This is a genomic window from Micromonospora sp. NPDC047465 (assembly GCF_040643125.1).
Lineage (GTDB): Bacteria > Actinomycetota > Actinomycetes > Mycobacteriales > Micromonosporaceae > Micromonospora.
The window spans coordinates 156,714-177,411 of sequence record NZ_JBEYTP010000006.1; the positions used below are offsets into that span (position 1 = coordinate 156,714).

The window sequence follows — 20,698 nt, forward strand, 5'->3', positions numbered from 1 at the left end:
GGCCCGGGCGCGGGGTCATGCGGTGAAACCGGATGACACGGCGGGCCGGACGGCGCGGGCGACGGCGTCGGCGAGCGGTGCGACCTCGCCGTCGTCCAGCGAGCTGACGGTGATTCGCAGCCCCGGCGGGCCGGCGATCCGGTAGAGCGCGCCGGGCGCGACCGCCCAACCGGCGTCGCGCAGTGCGGTCAGCGCGCTGGTCTCGTCCGCCACCGGCAGCCACACGTTGATGCCGCTGCGCCCGTGGGCGGCGAGGCCGTGGCCGGCGAGCGCGTCGACCAGCGCCCCGCGCCGCCGCTCGTAGCTGGCGGCGGCCCGGTCCACCAGCCCGGCCACCGCCGGGTCGCGCCACAGCGACAGGACCAGCCGTTGCAGCACGGTGGAGACCCAGCCGGCGCCGACCCGGGCCCGGCCGGCCACCCGGGCCACCGTGGTCTCGTCCCCCACCAGCACGGCCAGCCGCAGGTCGGGACCGAACGGCTTGCTCACCGAGCGGACGAAGGCCCACGTCGGGGTCGCCCCGGCGAGCGGGTGCAGCGGTACGCGGGCCAGCTCGGCGGCGTGGTCGTCCTCGATCAGCAGCAGGTCGGACCGGCCGGCGAGCAGCGTACGCAGCTCCGCGGCCCGCCCGGCGGAGACCGCCGCGCCGGTGGGGTTCTGCGCCCGGCTGGTCACGATCAGCGCCCGGGCCCCGGCGGCGAGCACGGCCCGGACGCCCTCGGCGAGCGGGCCGTCGTCGTCGACCGGCACCCCGATCGGCCGCAGCCCGAGCGCGGCGACCAGGTCGAGCAGGTTGGCCCAGCCCGGGTCCTCGACGGCGACCGCGTCGCCGGGGCGCAGGTGCGCGCCGAGCAGCCGCTCGATGCCGTCCAGGGCGCCGCCGGTGAGGGTCAGCTCCGCCGCCGGCACGCCGTCGGCGGCCAGCCGCTCCCGGGCCGCCTCGGCCAGTTCGGGCAGCACCCCGGCGGCCGAGTAACCGACGGGCGGCCCGGCGTCGGCCGCGAGCCCGGCCAGGTGCGCCCCCAGCGGCGGCAGCAGCCGCGGGTCGGGCTCGCCCAGGGAGAGGTCACGCAGGCCGGGGGCGGGTGGCGGGCGCAGCGCGGAGCGGCGGGCCGCCACCGGCGGGCGGGGCCGGACCCGGGTGCCGTGCCGGCCGGCGGTGACCACCAGGCCCCGCTGGCGCAGCTCCTGGTAGGCCCGGGCCACGGTGGCCGGGCTGACCGCGAGCTGGGCGGCGAGCGCGCGCACCGCCGGGAGGGCGGCGCCGGGGGCGAGGGCGGCGGAACGGATGCCCGACTCGATGCTGGCCGAAATCTCGACGGCCGTCGCTCCGGTGACCTGATAGCGTGCTGACACAAATCGGAGATTGTACTAGAACAAAGGCGGGCGCATGTACGCACGCACCGACCGGACCACCGCCAGCCGCTCCCGGGACCGGATGAGCTACGACGCCGCCGCCGCGCACGCGATCCTCGACGAGGCGTACCACTGCGCGCTCGGGTTCACCGTCGACGGCGAGCCCCGGGTGCTGCCCACCCTGCACGTCCGCATCGACGACACCCTCTACCTGCACGGCTCCACCGGCAGCCGGCCACTGCTCGCCGCCCGGGGCGACGGGCTGCCGGCCTGCGTCACGGTGACCCTGCTCGACGGCCTGGTCTACGCGCGCTCCCAGTTCAACCACAGCGCCAACTACCGGTCGGTCGTCGCGTACGGCACCGCGCACCTGGTCACCGACGAGCGGGAGAAGGCGCGGGTGCTCACCGCGCTGGTGGAGAAGGTCGGCGCCGGGCGCAGCGCCGACAGCCGACCGCCGTCGCGCCGGGAGCTGGCCGAGACCGCCGTGCTGGCCCTCCCGCTGCGGGAGGTCTCCGTCCGCTCCCGCACCGGCGGGGTACGCGACGACGAGGCCGACCTCGCCCTGCCGCACTGGGCCGGGGTGGTGCCGCTGCGGCTCACCGCCGGGCTGCCCGAGCCGGACGCCGGGGTGACCGCGCCGGTGCCGGCGTACCTGCGGCCGGCCCTCACGCCGTGGCGGGAAGCCGCAGTGCTGCGCGGGGAACACGTGGTGCTGGAACCCCTCGACCTCGCGCACGCCGACGAGCTGCACGCGGCGACCGCCGATCCGGAGGTCTGGCAGCACCTGGGCAGCCCGCTGCCGGCCGACCCCGCCGGCACCGCCGAGGTGGTCGCCGCCGCGCTGGCCGCCCACCACCGGGGCGAGCGGGTGCCGTGGGTGCAGCGCTGCGCCGTCACCGGCGCGGTGGTCGGCACCACCTCCTACTACGAGGTGGACCCGGAGCGCCGGTCGGTGGCGATCGGCTACACCTTCCTGGGCCGGCCGTGGTGGCGTACGGGGATCAACACCGAGGCGAAGCTGCTGCTGCTCACCCGCGCCTTCGAGGAGCTGGGCGCGGTGCGGGTGGTCTGGCACACCGACATCCGCAACGAGCGCTCCCAGCGGGCGATCGAGCGCCTCGGCGCGTCCCGCGAGGGGGTGCTGCGGATGCACAAGCTCCGCCCGGACGGCTCGTGGCGGGACACCGTGCAGTATTCGATGACCGTCGACGAGTGGCCAAACGCACAGGTCGCGCTGCGGGAAAGGCTTCGCCGGACGGCACCCGTGGCCTGATGATGTCGGGCGTGCTGGGCATCACCGACATCTGGACGTACGTGCTGGGCACCGTGGCGATCGTGCTGTTGCCCGGGCCCAACTCCCTCTTCGTGCTCTCCACCGCCGCGCAGCGCGGTGTGGCCGCCGGCTACCGGGCCGCCGGCGGGGTCTTCGTCGGCGACGGGGTGCTGATGTTCCTCTCCGCCGCCGGGGTGGCCTCGCTGCTCAAGGCGTACCCGCCGCTCTTCCTGGTGATCAAGTACGCCGGCGCCGCGTACCTCGGCTACGTGGGGTTGACGATGCTGCGCGGCGCGTGGCGGCGCTGGCGCGACCGCAACGACCCGGCCACGCCGCGGCTGATCGACGCCGCGGAGCCGGTGGCGATGCGCAGCCCGTTCCGCAAGGCGCTCGTGGTCAGCCTGCTCAACCCGAAGGCGATCCTGTTCTTCGTCTCGTTCTTCATCCAGTTCGTCGACCCGGGCTACGCGTGGCCGGCGCTGTCGTTCCTCCTGCTCGGGCTGATCGCCCAGGTCACCAGCGCGCTCTACCTGACCGCGCTGATCTTCGCCGGGACGTTCCTGGCGGCCCAGTTCCGCCAGCGCCGCCGCCTCGCCGCCGGCGCCACCACCGGCGTCGCCGCCCTCTTCCTCGGCTTCAGCCTGAAACTCGCCACCGCCACCGTCTGACCTTCCTCCTCCCCGCTATCCCCGCCCGGCCTCCCCGCGATCCTGCACGTTCGGCCCCCGTTATGGGCGGTAGGTCCGATGTGCCGGGGCGCAAAGGGCAAGATCGGCGGGAGCGAGGGTGAGGGTGGGGGTGGGTGGTCAGGTGCCATCGCCGGAGCCGCCGATGCCGGCTCCGCCGGCGGTGCCGCCTAGCCCGAAGCCGGGGCGGGTGGGCTCGTCCGGCGGGCGGCTGACGTGCGCCGACTCCGCGATGGTCGCGGACCAGTCGGCGTGCGCGGCGGCCGCGGCGTGCCGGTTGATCGCCGCGCGCAGCCAGCCGTCCACCGTCGCCACCCAGTCCCGCCGGTCGGCGCCGACGTGCCAGATCCGGAAGCGACTGATGCTCTGGTGGGTGATCCCGGCCAGGGCCAGCCGCCGGTCCAGCCAGAAGATGACCTCCAGGCCGGCCGGGTTGGCGATGAAGATCAGCTCCAGCTCGGTGATCGGCCCGGCGTAGAGCGGCGCCACCCAGAATCCCAGCCGCTGGTGCAGCGGCAGGGTCTGTTCCACCCCCGGCAGTCGGGCGTCGACCAGGCCGGCCTGGCGCATGCTGAAGCCCAGCGTGTCGAGGGCGGCCAGGATGTGCGCCTGGGTGGGCAGCGGGTGCACGAAAACCGGCACCATCGCGCCCTGGTCGAGCTGCGGCTCGACCGCCACCTCGGTGCGCAGCCCCATCCGCAGGCTGAGCAGGGGCACCCCGCCGAAGATGGTCACCGGGGTCTCCCAGGGCAGCGGGAACTCGAACGGGATCGTGCGGCCCCGCCCGGCCCGCAGCACGAAGCCGTCGGCGAGGGTCGCCTGGTGGAACTGCACCAGGCGGCGGGGCGCCTCCGGGTCGTCCGGCTCCGCCGTGGTGACCAGGCCGAGCCGGACGTGCAGCACCGGCACGTCGGTCGAGCCGGCGATGACCGTGACCCGCCCGGGCAGCCGCAGGCCGGGGCGGGTGCTCGGGTTGGCCAGGGCGGTGCGGACGGAGAGCCCGGTCCACCCGGACTCCGGCGACACCCCGGTCAACCGCACCCGCACTCCCCCGTCCGCATCCCGCGCCCCGGCGGACCCGCCGGGACCGGCCTCGCCGCGGTCGGGCGCGCGGGGTCACCCCGTGCAGTCCGGGCGCCGCCGGGCCGGGGCCCTGCGCCACCCATTACCGGCCCGTGCGCCACCCGGTATCGGCCCGTGCGCCACCCGGTATCGGTCGGTGCGCCAACCCGGCCCGGTCCCTCCAGCCTCGCGGACCTGGCGGGCGTCCGTGCGGTCTTCGCCGAAGACCGCACGGTCCCGACGGGCCGGACCACGCCGGGCCGCCCCCACGCCTCACCGGGGGCGGCCCGCGGGTCTCACCTCATCCGTCGGCCGCGCGGCACCGGGTCGGTCTCGTCGTCGAACTCGCCGATGACCTCCTCCAGGAGGTCCTCCAGCGCGACGAACCCGATCGGCCGGGTGGGGCCGCCGCCGTTGCGCACGAGCGCGAGCTGGGACTGCCGGGCCCGCATCGCCGCCACCGCGTCGGTCACCGTGGCCGCGGCGGGCAGGGTGAACGCGCTGGTCATCAGGTCGCCGGCGGTGACCCTGCGGCCCGTGGTGGTGGCCCGCACCGCCTCCCGGACGTGGACGAGGCCGCAGACGTCGCCGTTCGCGTCCAGCACGGCCAGCCGCGACCGGCCGCTGTCGCGGCTGACCTGCTCGATCCGGGCGGCGTCCTCGTCCCGGCGGACCGTCACCATCTGGTGGAACGGCTCCATCACCTGGGCCACCGTGGTGCCCTGCAACTCCAGCATGCTGGTCAGCAACTGGTGCTGCTCGACGCCGAGCAGCCCGTGCTCGCGGGACTGCTCCAGCAGGATGCGCAGCTCGTCGGGGCCGTGCACCTGGGCGAGCTGGTCCTGCGGGTTGACCTTGGCGAGCCGCAGCATCGCGTTGGCCAGGGCGTTCATCACCGACAGCACCGGCCGGGCGACCCGCGCGAAGGCGCGGAACGGCAACGCCAGCAGCATCGCCGAGCGCTCGGCGTCGGTGATCGCCCAGGACTTCGGCGCCATCTCGCCGACCACCAGGTGCAGGAAGGTGACCAGGCTGAGGGCGAAGACCAGCGCGACCGCGTGGCTCGCGGCGTCCGGCAGCCCGACCGCGTGCAGCAGCGGGCTGAGCAGGTGCTCGATCGCCGGCTCGGCGAGCGCACCGAGCCCCAGGGTGCACAGCGTGATGCCGAGCTGCGCGCCGGCGAGCATCAGCGACAGCTCGCGTACGCCCTCCAGGGCGGCCCGGGCGGCCCGGCCGCCCCCGGCCGCCGCCTGCTCGAGGCGGTAGCGCTTGCTGGCCACCAGGGCGAACTCGGCGGCCACGAAGAAGCCGTTCAGCGCCAGCAGGATCACCGACGTGAACAGTGCGATGCCCGGGCTCACTCGGACACCTCCCCGGACTCGGCGAGCCGCAGCCGGACCGAGTCGGCCACGTGCCGGTCGACGGCCAGCACCTCGACCAGGGCGCGCGGCTCGACCGCGCCGTCCTCGCCGTCGGCGGGCAGGCTGATCTCCAGCCGGTCACCGACCTCGGGCACCCGGCCCAGCTCCCGCATGACCAGGCCGGAGAGGGTGTCGTACTCCGGGGCCTCGGGCAGCTCGATGCCGGTGCTGTCGGCGACCTCGTCGATGCGCCAGCGCGCGGGCACCACCCAGGAGCCGTCCTCCTGCCGGGCCGGGGCCCGCTCGGGCGGGTCGTCCTCGTCCCGGATCGGGCCGACCAGCTCCTCGGCGATGTCCTCCAGCGTGATCACGCCGGCGAAGCCGCCGTACTCGTCGACCACGCAGGCGAGCTGCCGGTGGCCGGAGCGGAGCCGGTCCAGCACGGTCGGCAGCGGCAGCGTCTCCGGCACCAGCAACGGCGGGCCGGCGACCGCGCTGACCGGGGTGGTCCCGCGCCGCTCGGGGGGCACCCCGAGCACGTCGGCGATGCCGATGACGCCGATCAGGTCGTCGACGCCCTCCGCGCCGCGCACGGGGAAGCGGGACTTGCCGGTGTCCAGCAGCTCCACCACCCGGCTGACCGGCTCGTGCGCGCGTACGGTGTGCACGTCGACGCGGGGCACCATGGCCTCGCCCGCAGTCAGCTCGCGGAAGTCGAGCCCCCGGTCGAGCAGCGTGGACATCTCGGCGGTCAGGTGCCCCTCCTGGCGGGACTCGGCGATGATCTGCTCCAGGTCCTCCGGGGTGGCGCCGCTGGGCAGCTCCTCGATCGGCTCGATGCCGACGCGGCGGAGCAGCCGCACCGCGGCGCGGTCGAAGAGCTTGATCAGCGGACCGGCCACCTTGAGGTACATCAGGGTGGAGCGGCTCAGGGCCTTGGCCAGGGGCTCGGCCCGGGCGATGGCGAGGTTCTTCGGGGCCAGCTCGCCCAGGACCATCTGCACCACGGTCGCGATGACCAGGGCCAGGACGACCGAGAGCGGCAGGCTGACCGCCGTGGAGACGCCGGCCACCCCGAGGAGTTCGGCCAGCCCGGCGCCGAGGAACGGCTCGGCGACGTAACCGACCAGCAGGGCCGTGACGGTGATGCCGAGCTGCGCGCCGGAGAGCATGAACGACAGCCGTCCGGTCACCTCCAGGGCCCGGGCGGCGGCCTTGTCGCCGTCGTCGGCGAGCTGCTTGAGCCTGCCCCGGTCGACGGCGACGTAACCGAACTCCTGGGCCACGAAGTAACCGGTGGCGGCGGTGAGCACGATGATGAAGAGGAGACCAACGACGATCAACACGGGTCGCTCAGGGCTCCCGGGGACGTCGGGGTCGGGATACGCCGGGCAGGACCCGGCTGGCTACTGCTGCCCTCCTGGGCAGAGGAGTCGATCATGCGGCCATTTTATCTGCGCCGGCTGTACGCCCGCTGAAGGTGCGTCGAAGGCCCCCTGTCGTCCGGTTACCCGGCGTGGACAGGGGGCCGTTGCCCGGCGGACAGGGGGCCGTTACCCGGCGTGGACAGGGGCCGTGCCGGCTCAGCTCTGGGTGATCCTCACGTCGTCCACGGCCGCCTCGACGAGGCTGGCGCCGCTCGCGTCGGCCGCGTCGACCACGATCCGTACGGTCTGTCCCCGCAGGGCCGAGACGTCGACGCCGGCGCTCTGCCAGGCCGCCGCCCGGTTGGTCGCGGCCCCGGTCGCGTTCAGCGCCGTGACGGTGCCGCTGCCCACCACCCGTACGCGCAGGTAGTCGGCGCTGCTGGCGTTGTTCAGGTGGGCCAGGTACCAGGAGAACGAGAGGGTCAGCGTGCCGGTCGACGGCAGCGTGATCGCCGGCGACTGGATGGTGCTCACCCCGCCGTCGAGGTCGTACGCCCCGGCGCTGCTGCCGGCGAGCGGCCCGGTGACCAGGTCGTAGCTGCCGCTGACGGTCGTGCCGAGCTGAGTGGCCACGCCGGAGCTGGTGGCCGCGGGGTCGCCGCGCTCCCACCGGCCGAGGGTGGCGGTGTCGGTGCCGGCCGGGTTCGCGGTCCAACCGGTCGCGGTCTCGAAGGTGTCGCTCCAGACCGTGCTGCCCGGCGGGGCCCCGGCCAGCGCCCACACCGTGTACGCGATCGCGTCGGCGTTGCGGTCCAGAGCGGTGTCGTTGATGTTGGCGGTGGTGTCGCAGGAGCGGTGGTAGCACGGGTCGAACGCCTGGCCGGCCGTGCCGCCCCAGAGCGAGGCGTGGGTGCTGGACTTGATCCCTTCCGCCCCGGTGAAGGTGCCGCCGGCCGGGATGCCGACGCTGATGAACGGCCCGTAGTCGCTGCGGCCGTCGAAGTCGGTGCCCCGGGTGGGCACGCCGATCGAGGTGAAGTACGCCTGGATGGTCTGCTCGATCTGCGCCGAGCCGGCCGGGCCCGGCCCGGAGCCCACCCCGTCGGAGTTGTCGCCGTCGTAGACGAAGTAGCCGGCGTTGGGCGAGCCGACCATGTCGAAGTTGAGGTACTGCTTGATCTTGGTGCGCTCGGTCGACGGCAGGTTGTTCACGTAGTACTGCGAGCCGCGCAGCCCGAGCTCCTCGGCGCCCCACCAACCGAAGCGCAGGTGCTTCGTGGGGGTGAAGCCGCTGCGCGCCACCGCGAGGGCGGTCTCCAGGATCGCCGCCGAGCCGGAGCCGTTGTCGTTGATGCCCGGGCCCGCGGTGACGCCGTCCAGGTGCGCCCCGGTCATCACCACCTGGTTCGGGTCGCCGCCGGGCCAGTCGGCGATCAGGTTGTAGCCGGTGGCGCCGTTGTAGGTGAACGACTGCACCACGGTGCTGAACCCGGCCGCGTCGAGCTGGCCCCTGACGTAGTTGACGGAGGCGAGGTAGCCGGGGCGGCCGTGCGCCCGGTTGCCGCCGTTGGCGGTGGCGATGGACTGGAACTGGGACAGGTGTGCCTTCACGTTGGCCAGCGGGACGTCGGGCGCGGCCAGCGCCGCCGGCCCGCCGGCGGGGGCGGCCGGTGCGGCCGGTGCGGCGGGGGCGGCGGGGGCGGCGGGGGCGGCACCGGTGGGCGCGGCGGTCGCCGCGGAGGCGGTCACGACCGCCGCCGCCACGGCCACCGCGGCCAGCCAGGCGGAGCGGGGGGTACGAGGTCTCATGGGTCCTCCGGAGGGGGCGGGGTCCGGCTCCCGCCGGGTGGACGGTCACCGGGGACGGCCATTGATCGATAGCCATCATTGCGAAGCGTGCAGCGGGACCGGCCCCCCGGCAAGACGCAAGACTCAGAATCGCCGCATTCCCCGAATTGGGACGCCCGCGGGCCCGGCGGTGCGGACGGCGCGCGTCAGCGGTCGGCGAGCTCGTCGGCGTCGAGGAGGTCGGGGTCCACCCGGCCGGTGCGGTAGGCGGCCCGGCCGATCATCTGCGCGGCCACCGGAGCGGTCGCCAGCTGGAAGATCCCGACCAGGGCCAACATGCCCAGGTCGGCCGGGGCGCGCAGCCGCAGGGCCACGCCGAGCAGCAGGAGCAGCACCCCGAGCACCTGCGGCTTGGTGGCCGCGTGCATCCGGTCCAGCGTGGCCGGGAAGCGCAGCACCCCGATGCCGGCGGCGAGACTCAGCAGCGCGCCGGCCACCAGGCAGCCGGCGCCGAGCCAGTCGGCGACGGTGCCGACCATCACCCCTCCTCCTTCTCGCGGGCGGCGAAGCGGACCAGCGACACCGAGCCGATGAAGCCGAGCAGGGAGAGCACCACCAGCACCGGCAGGGTGGTGGCGTGGCGGTTCACCGCCGCCTCGGCGCCGACGGCGCCGACCATGGTGGCGAGCAGCATGTCGGCGGCGACCACGCGGTCGATCAGGGACGGCCCCCGGTAGAGCCGGGCCAGCGCGAGCAGCGCGGTCACCGAGAACAGGACGGTGAGGACGACGACGAGGAACGCGGTCACGGTTCGGGACCCCTCTCGACGGGATCGGTGGCCACCTGGCGCAGCTCCGCGGCGGAGCCGACCGCCCGGACGATCCGCCGCTCGACGGCGAGGATCCGCTCCCGGCTGTCGGTCAGGTCCTGCGGGCCGTGGACGTCGAGCACGTGCACGTAGAGGACCCCGGCGTCCCGGTCCACCTCGATGATCAGGGTGCCCGGCACCAACGAGACCGCCTCGGCGGTGAGCGCCAGATTCAGGTCGGTACGCACGCGCAGCCGGACCGCGATGATCGCGCCCCGCGGCCGGTAGCCCGGCTGCACCGCGATCCGGGCGACGTGCAGGCTGGCGCTGACCAGCTCGCCGACGAAACGCGCCAGGAAGACCAGCAGCGGCCCGGGGCGCAGCCGCCCGCCGAAGGTGACCGGCGGCAGCGGGAAGAACAGCAGCACCGCCGCGGCCACCAGCACCCCGCCGACCAGGTTGCCCCAGGAGAACTCGCCCCAGAGCAGGCTCCAGACCAGCACCAGCCAGCCGAGGGCGATCAGCTGGTCCCGCCACCGCGCCGCCCGCTCCCGCGGCGGCGCGCCGGACTCCGGGTTCACGGGGCACCGCCGGGCAGCACGGAACTGATGTACGGGGTGCGCTCGCGCAGGTCGACGGCCGCGTCGGCGGTGACGTCGAAGAGCGGCCCGGCGACGACGGTCAGCACCAGCCCCAGCGCGACCAGCGCGACCGTCGCGCCGACCATCAGCCGGGGCAGCCGGACCGCCGGCTCGGCGGTGGCCAGCCGGGGGGCGCGCCAGAAGGCGATGTTCCACACCCGCGAGGCCACGTAGAGGGTGAGCAGGCTGGTCACGGCCCCGGCCGCGACCAGCGCGCCGGGCAGCGGCCCGCCGGCCGCCACCCCGGCCTGGAGCAGGCCGAGCTTGCCGAGGAACCCGGAGAACGGCGGCACGCCGGCGAGGTTCATGGCCGGCACGAAGAAGAGCATCCCGAGCAGCGGCGCCACCCGGGCCAGCCCGCCGAGGCGGCGTAGGTCGGTGCTGCCCGCCCGCTCCTCGACCAGCCCGGCGACCAGGAACAGCGTGGTCTGGATGGTGATGTGGTGCACCACGTAGAAGATCGCGCCGGACAGCCCGGCCACGGTGCTCAGCGCCACCCCGAAGATCATGTAGCCGATGTGGCTGACCAGGGTGAACGAGAAGAGCCGCTTCATGTCGGACTGGGCCACCGCGCCGAGGATGCCGACCACCATGGTCAGCCCGGCCACCACCATCAGCAGCCCGGCCACCTGACCGTCGGGGAAGAGCAGCGTCTCGGTCCGGATGATCGCGTAGACGCCGACCTTGGTGAGCAGGCCGGCGAAGACCGCCGTGACCGGGGCCGGCGCGGTCGGGTAGCTGTCCGGCAGCCAGGCCGAGAGCGGGAAGACCGCCGCCTTGACCCCGAAGGCGAGCAGCAGCATCAGCTGCAGACTGAGCCGTACGCCGTCCGGCAGGGCGTCCAGCCGGTGGGCGAGCTGGGCCATGTTCAGCGTGCCGGTGGCCGCGTACACGAGGCCCACCGCGGTGAGGAACAGCATCGAGGAGAGGATGCTGACCACCACGTACGTCGAGCCGGTGCGGATCCGCGTCTCGGTGCCGCCGAGGGTGATCAGCACGAAGCTCGCGGCCAGCAGGATCTCGAACCCGACGAAGAGGTTGAACAGGTCGCCCGCGAGGAACGCGTTCGTCACGCCGGCGGTCAGCACCAGGTAGGTGGGGTGGTAGATGGTCACGGGAACGGTCTCGCCGAAGTCCCCCTGGCCCTGCCCGACGGAGTAGAGCAGCACGCACAGCGTCACCGCCGACGAGACCACCAGCATCAGCGCGGCCAACTGGTCGGCGACCAGCACGATGCCCACCGGCGCCGGCCACCCGCCGACCTGCACCACCACCGGCCCGTGCCGGTACGCCTGCACCAGCAGCAGCGCCGCCACCACCAGCGTGCCGGCGAGGCAGGCCACGCTGACCACCCGTTGCAGCCCCGGCCACCGGGCCAGCAGCAGGGTCAGCGCCGCGCCCAGCAGCGGCACCACCACCGGCAGCGGCACGAGGGCGCTCACGGGGCGGCCCCTCGCGCGTACCCGGTCATCCGGGACCGTCCCCGGGCCGGAGCCGGCGCGGCAGCTCGGGGTCGACCTGCTCGGGGTCGGCGTCCGGGCCCTCGCCGCCGAGGTCGGCGGTGGCCACCTCGTTGCGCTCCGCCGCCCGCCTGATCTGCCGGTCCTCGATGTCGTCGGGGACCTCGTCGTCGCCGGTCAGGTACCAGCTGCGGTAGCTCACGGCCAGCAGGAACGCGGTCAGCCCGAAGGTGATCACGATCGCGGTGAGGATCATGGCCTGCGGCAGCGCGTCACTCAGCCGGCCGGCGGGCGCGGCGCCGACCACCGGGGCGGCACCGGCCCGCCCACCCATCAGGATGAGCGCGTTGACCCCGTTGCTGAGCAGGATGACGCCGAGCAGGATCCGGGTCAGGCTGCGCTCCAGCAGCAGGGTGACCCCGCAACCGACCAGCACGCCGACGGCGACGACCAGTACCAGGGTCGGCCCCTCCACCCCCGGCCTCACGTCCGCTCCCCGCCCCGGTCGACGCGCAGCCCGCCGCCGGAACCGCTGGCCGCCTCGATGTGCCGGTCCACCTCGGCGCCGAGACTGCGCAGGATGTCCAGCACCAGCCCGACCACGACGAGGTAGACCCCGACGTCGAAGAAGAGGGACGTGACCAGGTAGAAGTCGCCGATCAGCGGCAGCCACAGGTCGATCCGGGCGCTCTCGAGCACCGATCCGCCCGCGAGCAGCGCGATCACCCCGGTGCCGATCGAGACGAGGAGGCCGGCGCCGAGCACCGTGCCGGCGCCGACCGGCGCGGCCTCGGCCAGTTCGTCGCGGCCGCCGGCCAGGTAGCGCACGGCCAGCGCCAGGCTCGCCACCAGGCCGCCGGCGAACCCGCCGCCCGGGGCGTTGTGGCCGGAGAAGAGCAGGAACAGGGAGAAGACCACCACGGTGTGGAAGATCAGCCGGGTGACCACCTCCAGCACGATGGAGCGCTGCCGCTCGTGCAGGGTCGCGCCGCCGCGCAGCCAGACCGGGCGGCCCGGCCGGCGCGCCGGCCCGGACGGCTCGGGGCGGCGGGGACGCGGCCCCGTCCGGGACCGCTGGAAGATCAGGCTGGCCACGCCGGTCGCGGCCACCACCAGCACCGCCAGCTCCCCCATCGTGTCCCAGGCCCGGATGTCGACGAGGGTCACGTTGACCACGTTGCGGCCGTACCCCTGGCTGACGGCGAGGTCGGGGAAGGCGTCGGAGATGGTGGGCGCGTTCCGGGCCGCCGCGGCGGTCAGCGCCAGGCCGGCCGCCACCACGCCGGCCGCCAGGCCGATCGTCCGGCGCGCCCAGCGGCGCCGGCGCGGGCGGGCCGAGAACCGCTCGGGCAGCCGGCGCAGCACCAGCACGAACACCGCGATGGTCGCGGTCTCGACGAGGAACTGCGTCAGCGCCAGGTCCGGCGCGCCGTATAGCACGAAGAGCATCGCGCTGCCGTAGCCCGTCATCCCCACCAGCAGCATCGCCGTCAGCCGCCGCCGGGCGCCCACCCCGAGCACCGCCGCCACGGTCACCACGGCCACCACCACGACCTGCAACGGGCTGTCCCAGAGGTCGATCCGGTCCCGCCACGGCCGGGTGGCCAGCATCGCCCCACCGGGCAGCACCGTGAGGGCGAGCAGGATGATCCCGAGGTACTGCGGCAGCGAACCCCGCTGGGTGACGCTGGTGACCTCGATGGCCAGCCGGTCGAATCGGCCGATGACCCACTCGTACCCCTGGTTGCCGCTGACCGGGACGTGCAGCCGGGCCAGCGCCGGGGCGAGGGGGCCGCGCAGCGCGTGCAGCGCCGCGCCGCCGGCCACGGCGAGGGCGGAGAAGCCGAGCGCGGGGCTGAGGCCGTGCCACAGCGCCAGGTGCCCGCCGACCGTGCCGAAGAGTTCGGCGTACGGGGCGAGCAGGCCGTCGAGGATCCCGGCGGCCGGGCCGGCGACCAGCCCGAGGACGGCCAGCAGGGCCGGCGGGGCGAGCATCGGCACGGCGATCCGCCCCGGGTCGGAGGGCTCCACGCCGGGCCGGGTGGCGAACGCGCCCCAGACGAACCGGGCGCTGTAGGCGACGGTGAGCGCGGTGCCGGCCACCAGCACGGCGAGCACCACCGGCCGGTCGGTGAAGGCGGCCAGCACGGCCTCCTTGGCGACGAAGCCGACCAGCGGCGGCAGGCCGGCCATCGACGCGGCGGCGAGCACCGCGACGGTGGCCAGCAGCGGCGCCCGCCGGCCCAGGCCGGACAGTTCCCGCAGGTCGCGGGTGCCGGCGCCGTGGTCGACGATGCCGACGACGAGGAACAGCGCCGCCTTGAACAGGGCGTGGGCCAGCAGCATGGCCACGCCGGCCAGCGCGGCGTCCGGGGTGCCCGCCCCGACGACCACGGCGAGCAGGCCGAGCTGGCTGACCGTGCCGTACGCCAGCAGCAGCTTCAGGTCGGTCTGCCGCAGCGCCGCCCAGCCGCCCGCCAGCATGGTCGCCAGGCCGGCGACCACCACGACCGGCCGCCACGGGCCGACGCCCGCCAGCACCGGGGCGAGCAGCCCGATCAGGTAGACGCCGGCCTTCACCATCGCGGCGGCGTGCAGGTACGCGCTGACCGGCGTGGGGGCCGCCATCGCCACCGGCAGCCAGGAGCTGAACGGCAGCACCGCCGACTTGGCCAGCGCGCCGGCCAGGATCAGCAGCACCGCCGTGACCAGGTACGTCCCGCCGGGCAGCGGACCGGTGGCGATCTCGGACCACCGGTAGCTGCCGGCGTGCTGGCCGAGCATGATGAACCCGACCAGCATGGCCAGCCCGCCGAGGGTGGTCACGGTCAGCGCCTGAGCGGCCGCCCAGCGGCTGGCACGCCGCTCCGTGCTGTGCCCGATCAGCAGGTACGAGAAGATCGTGGTCAGCTCCCAGCAGACGTAGAGCAGCAGCAGGTCGTCGGCGAGGACGAGCCCGAGCATCGCCCCGGCGAAGGCCACCAGCACGGCCGCGAACCGGGCCATCCCGACCGACCCGGGGCCGAAGTAGCGGGCGCTGTAGACGAGGACCAGCGCGCCGACGCCGCCGACGAGCAGGGTCATCAGCCAGGACAGGGTGGTCAGCCGCAGCGCCAGGTCGAGCCCGAGCTGCCGGATCCACGGGTACGTCTCCACCACCGCCCCGCCGTCGCGGACGGCCGGCGTGCGGGCCAGCGCCCAGCCGAAGGCGGCGGCCGGCGCCAGCGCCAGCGCGTAGCAGGCACGCGGACCCCACCGCCGGACCAGCAGCGGCGCCAGGAGGGCCGCCACGAGGTGGAGGATCAGCAGTACGAGCACCCGCACTCCCGGTCGAGGTGGCAGCGGCGCGCGCCGGAGGTGGGCCGGCACCTAGGTGCGATCAGACGCCAGATGACCGCCCGCCGGGCCGTTTTGCGGGAATTCGTCCCTTGGCTGACCTTGCCGTCTTCCCGTGGATTGCCCGGCCCAGGGCCGATGGGCGTGGTGCGGCGAGGTCAGCCGACGGTGATGTCGGCGGCGGGGACGGCGGGCTCCCGGGCGGGGCGCTCCCGGCGGGTCTCCACCAGCAGGTCGGGGCGGTCGAGCTGGAGCACCACCTTGTTGACCACCCGCTGAGCGGCGGCGAGCGACCGCACCGACAGCAGCCGGCCCCGGCTCTCCCGGCGCAGCACGAAGTAGTGCACCGCGGCGCGCACCTGGCCCCGGTCGGCGGCGCTGGCCTGGGCGGTGGAGACGACCAGCTCCCGCAGCGCCGCGGCCAGCCGCTCGGCCAACTCCAACTCCGGGCCGGCGAGACCGGCGCGGACGGCGGCGAGGTGACTGTCGACCTTGCGGATGAGCACGTCGGTGCCGGGCTCGAAGCTCCGCTGCTCGACGGTCATCCGATCCCCTCCACCCCCGGCCGGCTCCGAGTGAAGTTACTTTATGTTGCGCGCCGCAAGCAAGCAGTTAAGTAAGACTTAACGCGTTCAACGGCACAACCATCGCGTATGAGCCGGACCAGGACACAACCCGCGCCCGCCCGGGACCGGATGTCAGACGGCCGGGGCAGGATGGATGGCGTGACGGATGCGATGGCGGGTTTCGGCGCGGCCACCCGGGAATGGTTCACCGCCGCCTTCGCCGCGCCCACCGCCGCCCAGGCGGGCGCCTGGAGTTCCGTCGCCGCCGGCCGCAACGCGCTGGTGGTGGCGCCCACCGGCTCCGGCAAGACGCTCGCCGCGTTCCTCTGGTCGCTCGACCGGCTGGCCCGCGAGCCGGCCCCGGCCGACCGCCGACACCGGTGCCGGGTGCTCTACGTCAGCCCGCTCAAGGCGCTCGCGGTCGACGTCGAGCGCAACCTGCGCACGCCGCTGGCCGGGATCCGACAGGCCGCCACCCGGCTGGGCGTCGCCCCGCCGGAGATCACCGTGGGGATGCGCACCGGCGACACCCCGGCCGACGAGCGGCGCGCGTTCGCCCGCACCCCGCCGGACATCCTCATCACCACGCCGGAGTCGCTGTTCCTGCTGCTGACCTCCGCCGCCCGCGACTCCCTGCGCGGCGTCGAGACGGTCATCGTCGACGAGGTGCACGCGGTGGCCGGCACCAAGCGCGGGGCGCACCTCGCGCTCTCCCTGGAGCGCCTCGACGAGTTGCTGCCCGCGCCGGCGCAGCGGATCGGCCTGTCCGCCACGGTCCGGCCGGTCGACGCGTGCGCCCGCTTCCTCGGCGGCGCCCGGCCCGTCGACGTCGTCGCCCCGCCCACCGCCAAAACGATCGAGGTCAGCGTCCAGGTCCCGGTGGAGGACATGACCCGCCTCGACGAGCAGGAGCCGCCGGAGGACGACCTCGGCGGGCCCGGGCCGCGCCGGGCGTCGATCTGGCCGGCGGTCGAGGAGCGCGTCTTCTCCCTGATCCGGGCACACCGCTCGACCATCGTCTTCACCAACTCGCGGCGCTCCGCCGAGCGCCTCTGCGCGCGGCTCAACGAGCTGGCCGCCGACGAGTTGGCCGGCCCGCCCGCCGGGCCCGACGGGCGGGCCGACCGGGCCGTGCCGGCCCGCGAGGCCGACGCGTGGGACGGCCCCGCCGACCCGGACCGGGGCGCCGGCACGTGGGACGGCCCCGCCGACCCGGTCCGGGGCACCGGCACGTGGGACGGCCCGATCGGCACGGGCGCACGGGGCGGGCCCGCCGGCGCGGACCGGGGCACCGGCGCGCGGGGCGGCCCCATCGGCCCGGTTCGCCGCACTCCGGCCGAGATGATGGCCCAGGCCGGTGGGGCGGCCGGCGCGCCGACCGTGATCGCCCGCGCCCACCACGGCAGCGTCTCCCGGGAGGAGCGCAAGCACATCGAGGAGGCGCTCAAGTCCGGCCAGCTGCCCGCCGTGGTGGCCACCTCCAGCCTGGAGCTGGGCATCGACATGGGCGCGGTCGACCTGGTGGTGCAGATCGAGGCGCCGCCCAGCGTCGCCGCCGGCCTGCAGCGGGTGGGCCGGGCCGGGCACCAGGTCGGCGCGGTCTCCCGGGGCGTGGTCTTCCCCAAGCACCGGGGCGACCTGCTGTCCTGCACCGTGGTGGCCGAGCGGATGGGCGGCGGCGCCATCGAGGAGCTGCACTACCCGCGCAACCCGCTCGACGTGCTGGCCCAGCAGATCGTCGCCATGGTCGCGCTGGAGCCGTGGCACGTCGGTGACCTGGCCGTCCTGGTCCGCCGGGCGGCGCCCTTCGCCGAGCTGCCCGACTCGGCCCTGCACGCCGTGCTCGACATGCTCTCCGGCCGCTACCCGTCCACCGCGTTCGCCGAACTGCGGCCCCGGCTGGTCTGGGACCGCGCCACCGACACGCTCACCGGCCGGCCCGGCGCGCAGCGGCTCGCGGTGACCAGCGGCGGCACCATCCCCGACCGGGGGCTCTTCGGCGTCTTCCTGGCCGGCGCCGAACGGGCCGCCCGGGTCGGCGAGCTGGACGAGGAGATGGTCTACGAGTCGCGGGTCGGCGACGTGTTCCTGCTCGGCTCCTCGTCCTGGCGGATCGAGGAGATCACGCCCGACCGGGTGCTGGTCTCCCCAGCCCCCGGGCAGGCGGCGAAGATGCCCTTCTGGAAGGGCGACCAGCTCGGCCGGCCCGTCGAGCTGGGCCGCGCCATCGGCGCCCGGGTGCGCGCCCTGCTGCGGCAGGACGACAAGACCGCCGTCGCCGCGCTGCGGGCCGGCGGGCTCGACGACTGGGCCGCCGGCAACCTGATGGCCTACCTGCGCGAGCAGAAGGAGGCCACCCGGTCCCTGCCCGACGACCGCACGGTGGTGGTCGAGCGGTTCCGCGACGAGCTGGGCGACTGGCGGCTGGCCGTCCACAGCGTGCTCGGCGCCCGGGTCAACGGGCCGTGGGCGCTGGCGATCGGCCGCCGGCTCACCGAGCGCTACGGGGTGGACGCCCAGGTGATGCCGTCCGACGACGGCATCGTCGTCCGCCTGCCGGACACGGCCGACGAGCCGCCGGGCGCGGACGTGGTGGTCTTCGAGCCGGAGGAGATCGCACAGCTCGTCGAGGAGTCCGTCGGCACCTCCGCGCTCTTCGCGTCCCGGTTCCGGGAGTGCGCCGCCCGGTCGCTGCTGCTGCCCCGTCGCGACCCGCGCCGCCGCCAGCCGCTGTGGCAGCAGCGTCAGCGCGCCGCCCAACTGCTCGACGTCGCCCGCGAGTACGCCGACTTCCCCGTGACCCTCGAAGCCGCCCGGGAGTGCCTCCAGGACGTCTTCGACCAGCCCGCGCTGGCGGAGCTGATGCGCGACCTGGCAGCCCGCAAGGTGCGCCTGGTCGAGGTGGAGACCGCCCAGCCGTCGCCGTTCGCCCGGTCGCTGCTGTTCGGCTACGTCGGGGCCTTCCTCTACGAGGGCGACGCGCCCCTCGCGGAACGCCGGGCCGCCGCGCTGGCGCTCGACTCGGCCCTGCTCGGCGAGCTGCTCGGCCGCGTCGACCTGCGGGAGCTGCTCGACCCGGTGGTGCTGGCCGAGACCGAGCGGCAGCTGCGCTGGCTGACCGAGCAGCGCCGCCCGCGCGACGCGGAGGACGTGGTCGAGCTGCTCCGGGTGGTCGGCGACCTGTCCGAGGCCGAGCTGGCCGAGCGGGGCGCGCCCGTGGAATGGCTGACCGGGCTGGCGGCCGCCCGTCGGGTGCTGCGGGTGCGCATCGCCGGCGAGGAGCGCTGGGTGGGCGTCGAGGACGCCGCCCGGCTGCGCGACGCCCTCGGCGTGGCCCTGCCGGTCGGGGTCGCCGAGGCGTACCTCGCCCCGGTGGCCGACCCGCTGGGCGACCTGGTCGCCCGCTACGCGCGTACGCACGGCCCGTTCGCGGCCGCCACCTGCGCCGCCCGGTTCGGGCTCGGGGTGGCCGTGGTGGAGCAGGCGCTACGCCGGCTCGCCGCCACGGGGCGGGTCGTCTCCGGCGAGTTCACCCCGGACACGGCCGGCGCCCAGTGGTGCGACGCGGAGGTGCTGCGCCTGCTGCGCCGCCGGTCCCTCGCCGCGCTGCGCCGGGAGATCGAGCCGGTGCCGCCCCGCGCGCTGGCCGCGTTCCTGCCCCGGTGGCAGCAGGTCGGCTCGTCGGCGCGCGGCGTGGAGGCGCTGGCCGCGGCGGTCGAGCAGCTCCAGGGGGCGGCGGTGCCGGCGTCGGCCCTGGAACGCCTGGTGCTGCCCGGCCGGGTCGCCGACTACTCCCCCGCCCAGCTGGACGAGCTGTGCGCCAGCGGCGAGGTGCTCTGGGCCGGCTCGGGGGCGATCTCCGGCGGGGACGGCTGGGTCACCCTCGCGTACGCGGACGCCGCCCCGCTGCTGCTGCCCCCGCCCGACGAGGCGCTCACCCGCACCCCGCTGCACGACGCGGTGCTGGAGGCGCTCGGCGACGGGCAGGCGTTGTTCTTCCGGTCGCTGTCCGACCGGGTGGGCTCGACGGACGACGCCGCGTTGACCGCGGTCGTCTGGGATCTGGTCTGGGCCGGTCATCTCACCAACGACACCCTGGCCCCGCTGCGGGCGGTGCTCGGCGGCGGCGGGGCGCACCGGTCCCGCCCGACCGCGCCGCGCACCCGCTACCGCCGCCCCGGGCGGGTGGCCCTGCCGACCCGAGGCGGCCCGCCGACCGTCGCCGGGCGCTGGTCGCGCCTGCCGGAGCGCGACACCGACCCCACCCGCCGCGCCGCCGCCCTGGCCGACGTGCTGCTCGAACGGCACGGCGTGGTGACCCGGGGGGCGGTCGTGGCCGAGCAGGTGGCCGGCGGGTTCGCCGCGGTCTATCCGGTGCTCTCCGCCTTGGAGGAGCGCGGCGCGGCCCGGCGGGGCTACTTCGTGGAGGGGCTGGGTGCGGCACAGTTCGCGGTGCCGGGCGCGGTGGACCGGATCCGGGCGCTGGCGGAGCCGGCCGACGGCGGGCGGGGGCGCGGCGGGCCCACGCTGGTGCTCGCCGCGACGGACCCGGCCAACCCGTACGGGGCGGCGCTGCCCTGGCCGGAACGGGTGGTCGACTCGGGCGACGGAGCCGCCCCGGCGACCGGGCACCGGGCGGGGCGCAAGGCCGGTGCCCTGGTGGTGCTGGTCGCCGGCGACCTGGTGCTGTACGTCGAGCGCGGCGGGCGGACCATCCTCTCCTTCACCGACGACGCCGACACGCTGGCGGCGGCCGGCAAGGCGCTCGCCGACGCGGTCCACTCCGGCGCGCTGGGGGCGATGTCGGTCGAGCGGGCCGACGGTGAGGCGGTGCGCTCCTCGCCGCTGCGCGACGCGCTCACCGCCGCCGGCTTCCGGGCCACCCCGCGCGGCCTGCGCCTGCGCGGCTGAACCGCTCGCACCCCACCGCCGGCCCGGACACGGGCCGAGCGCGCGCACCACCGCCGGTGTCCGGGCCACCTCACGCGGCC

General features: G+C 75.5%; 15 protein-coding genes. 3 read left to right on the plus strand and 12 right to left on the minus strand.

Annotated elements, in window-relative coordinates; all coding sequences use genetic code 11:
• Window positions 1-15: 15 nt before the first annotated feature.
• Complete coding sequence (locus ABZ793_RS08915) at window positions 16-1,356, minus strand: aminotransferase class I/II-fold pyridoxal phosphate-dependent enzyme (RefSeq protein ID WP_357454119.1); 1,341 nt, start codon at window positions 1,354-1,356, stop codon at window positions 16-18.
• 34 nt (window positions 1,357-1,390) lie between these two features.
• On the opposite strand from ABZ793_RS08915, the gene ABZ793_RS08920 reads away from it, so the two are divergent.
• Complete coding sequence (locus ABZ793_RS08920) at window positions 1,391-2,632, plus strand: bifunctional pyridoxamine 5'-phosphate oxidase family protein/GNAT family N-acetyltransferase (protein ID WP_357454122.1); 1,242 nt, start codon at window positions 1,391-1,393, stop codon at window positions 2,630-2,632.
• On the plus strand, window positions 2,632-3,300 hold the full coding sequence (leuE, locus tag ABZ793_RS08925) for a leucine efflux protein LeuE (protein WP_350705081.1): 669 nt from the start codon (window positions 2,632-2,634) through the stop codon (window positions 3,298-3,300). Before ABZ793_RS08920 ends, leuE begins: the two co-directional genes overlap by 1 nt.
• Window positions 3,301-3,438: 138 nt before the next feature.
• Here the strand turns inward: leuE and ABZ793_RS08930 are convergent, their stop codons facing one another.
• The 11 genes from ABZ793_RS08930 to ABZ793_RS08980 form a co-directional block, all read right to left on the minus strand.
• Entirely contained in the window at window positions 3,439-4,359 is a 921-nt protein-coding gene (locus ABZ793_RS08930) for a sporulation protein (RefSeq protein ID WP_357454126.1), read from the minus strand.
• Window positions 4,360-4,676: 317 nt separating this feature from the next.
• Window positions 4,677-5,741: a hemolysin family protein gene (locus ABZ793_RS08935; RefSeq protein ID WP_357454129.1), complete on the minus strand. Its 1,065-nt coding sequence runs from the start codon at window positions 5,739-5,741 to the stop codon at window positions 4,677-4,679.
• Window positions 5,738-7,087 carry a hemolysin family protein gene (locus ABZ793_RS08940; protein WP_357454132.1) on the minus strand — a complete coding sequence of 450 codons (1,350 nt, stop codon included), beginning with the start codon at window positions 7,085-7,087 and terminating at the stop codon, window positions 5,738-5,740. Before ABZ793_RS08940 ends, ABZ793_RS08935 begins: the two co-directional genes overlap by 4 nt.
• A gap of 237 nt (window positions 7,088-7,324) precedes the next feature.
• Window positions 7,325-8,917, minus strand: a complete 1,593-nt coding sequence (locus ABZ793_RS08945) for a M20/M25/M40 family metallo-hydrolase (protein ID WP_357454135.1) — start codon at window positions 8,915-8,917, stop codon at window positions 7,325-7,327.
• Between the two features lie 185 nt (window positions 8,918-9,102).
• A complete protein-coding gene (mnhG, locus tag ABZ793_RS08950; protein WP_357454139.1) occupies window positions 9,103-9,435 on the minus strand; it encodes a monovalent cation/H(+) antiporter subunit G in 333 nt (110 codons plus the stop codon).
• Window positions 9,435-9,704: a monovalent cation/H+ antiporter complex subunit F gene (locus tag ABZ793_RS08955; protein WP_357454142.1), complete on the minus strand. Its 270-nt coding sequence runs from the start codon at window positions 9,702-9,704 to the stop codon at window positions 9,435-9,437. Before ABZ793_RS08955 ends, mnhG begins: the two co-directional genes overlap by 1 nt.
• Complete coding sequence (locus tag ABZ793_RS08960; protein WP_357454145.1) at window positions 9,701-10,285, minus strand: Na+/H+ antiporter subunit E; 585 nt, start codon at window positions 10,283-10,285, stop codon at window positions 9,701-9,703. Before ABZ793_RS08960 ends, ABZ793_RS08955 begins: the two co-directional genes overlap by 4 nt.
• Window positions 10,282-11,787 carry a Na+/H+ antiporter subunit D gene (locus ABZ793_RS08965; RefSeq protein ID WP_357454148.1) on the minus strand — a complete coding sequence of 502 codons (1,506 nt, stop codon included), beginning with the start codon at window positions 11,785-11,787 and terminating at the stop codon, window positions 10,282-10,284. Before ABZ793_RS08965 ends, ABZ793_RS08960 begins: the two co-directional genes overlap by 4 nt.
• A gap of 25 nt (window positions 11,788-11,812) precedes the next feature.
• Entirely contained in the window at window positions 11,813-12,292 is a 480-nt protein-coding gene (locus ABZ793_RS08970; RefSeq protein WP_350705066.1) for a Na(+)/H(+) antiporter subunit C, read from the minus strand.
• Window positions 12,289-15,123: a Na+/H+ antiporter subunit A gene (locus ABZ793_RS08975; protein WP_357454151.1), complete on the minus strand. Its 2,835-nt coding sequence runs from the start codon at window positions 15,121-15,123 to the stop codon at window positions 12,289-12,291. The genes ABZ793_RS08970 and ABZ793_RS08975 overlap by 4 nt, the downstream gene beginning before the upstream one ends.
• Before the next feature lie 176 nt (window positions 15,124-15,299).
• Window positions 15,300-15,686 carry a hypothetical protein gene (locus ABZ793_RS08980; RefSeq protein ID WP_357454154.1) on the minus strand — a complete coding sequence of 129 codons (387 nt, stop codon included), beginning with the start codon at window positions 15,684-15,686 and terminating at the stop codon, window positions 15,300-15,302.
• Window positions 15,687-15,836: 150 nt separating this feature from the next.
• Here ABZ793_RS08980 and ABZ793_RS08985 point away from each other — a divergent pair, with 150 nt between their 5' ends.
• Window positions 15,837-20,618 carry a DEAD/DEAH box helicase gene (locus tag ABZ793_RS08985; RefSeq protein ID WP_357454280.1) on the plus strand — a complete coding sequence of 1,594 codons (4,782 nt, stop codon included), beginning with the start codon at window positions 15,837-15,839 and terminating at the stop codon, window positions 20,616-20,618.
• Window positions 20,619-20,698 lie beyond the last annotated feature (80 nt).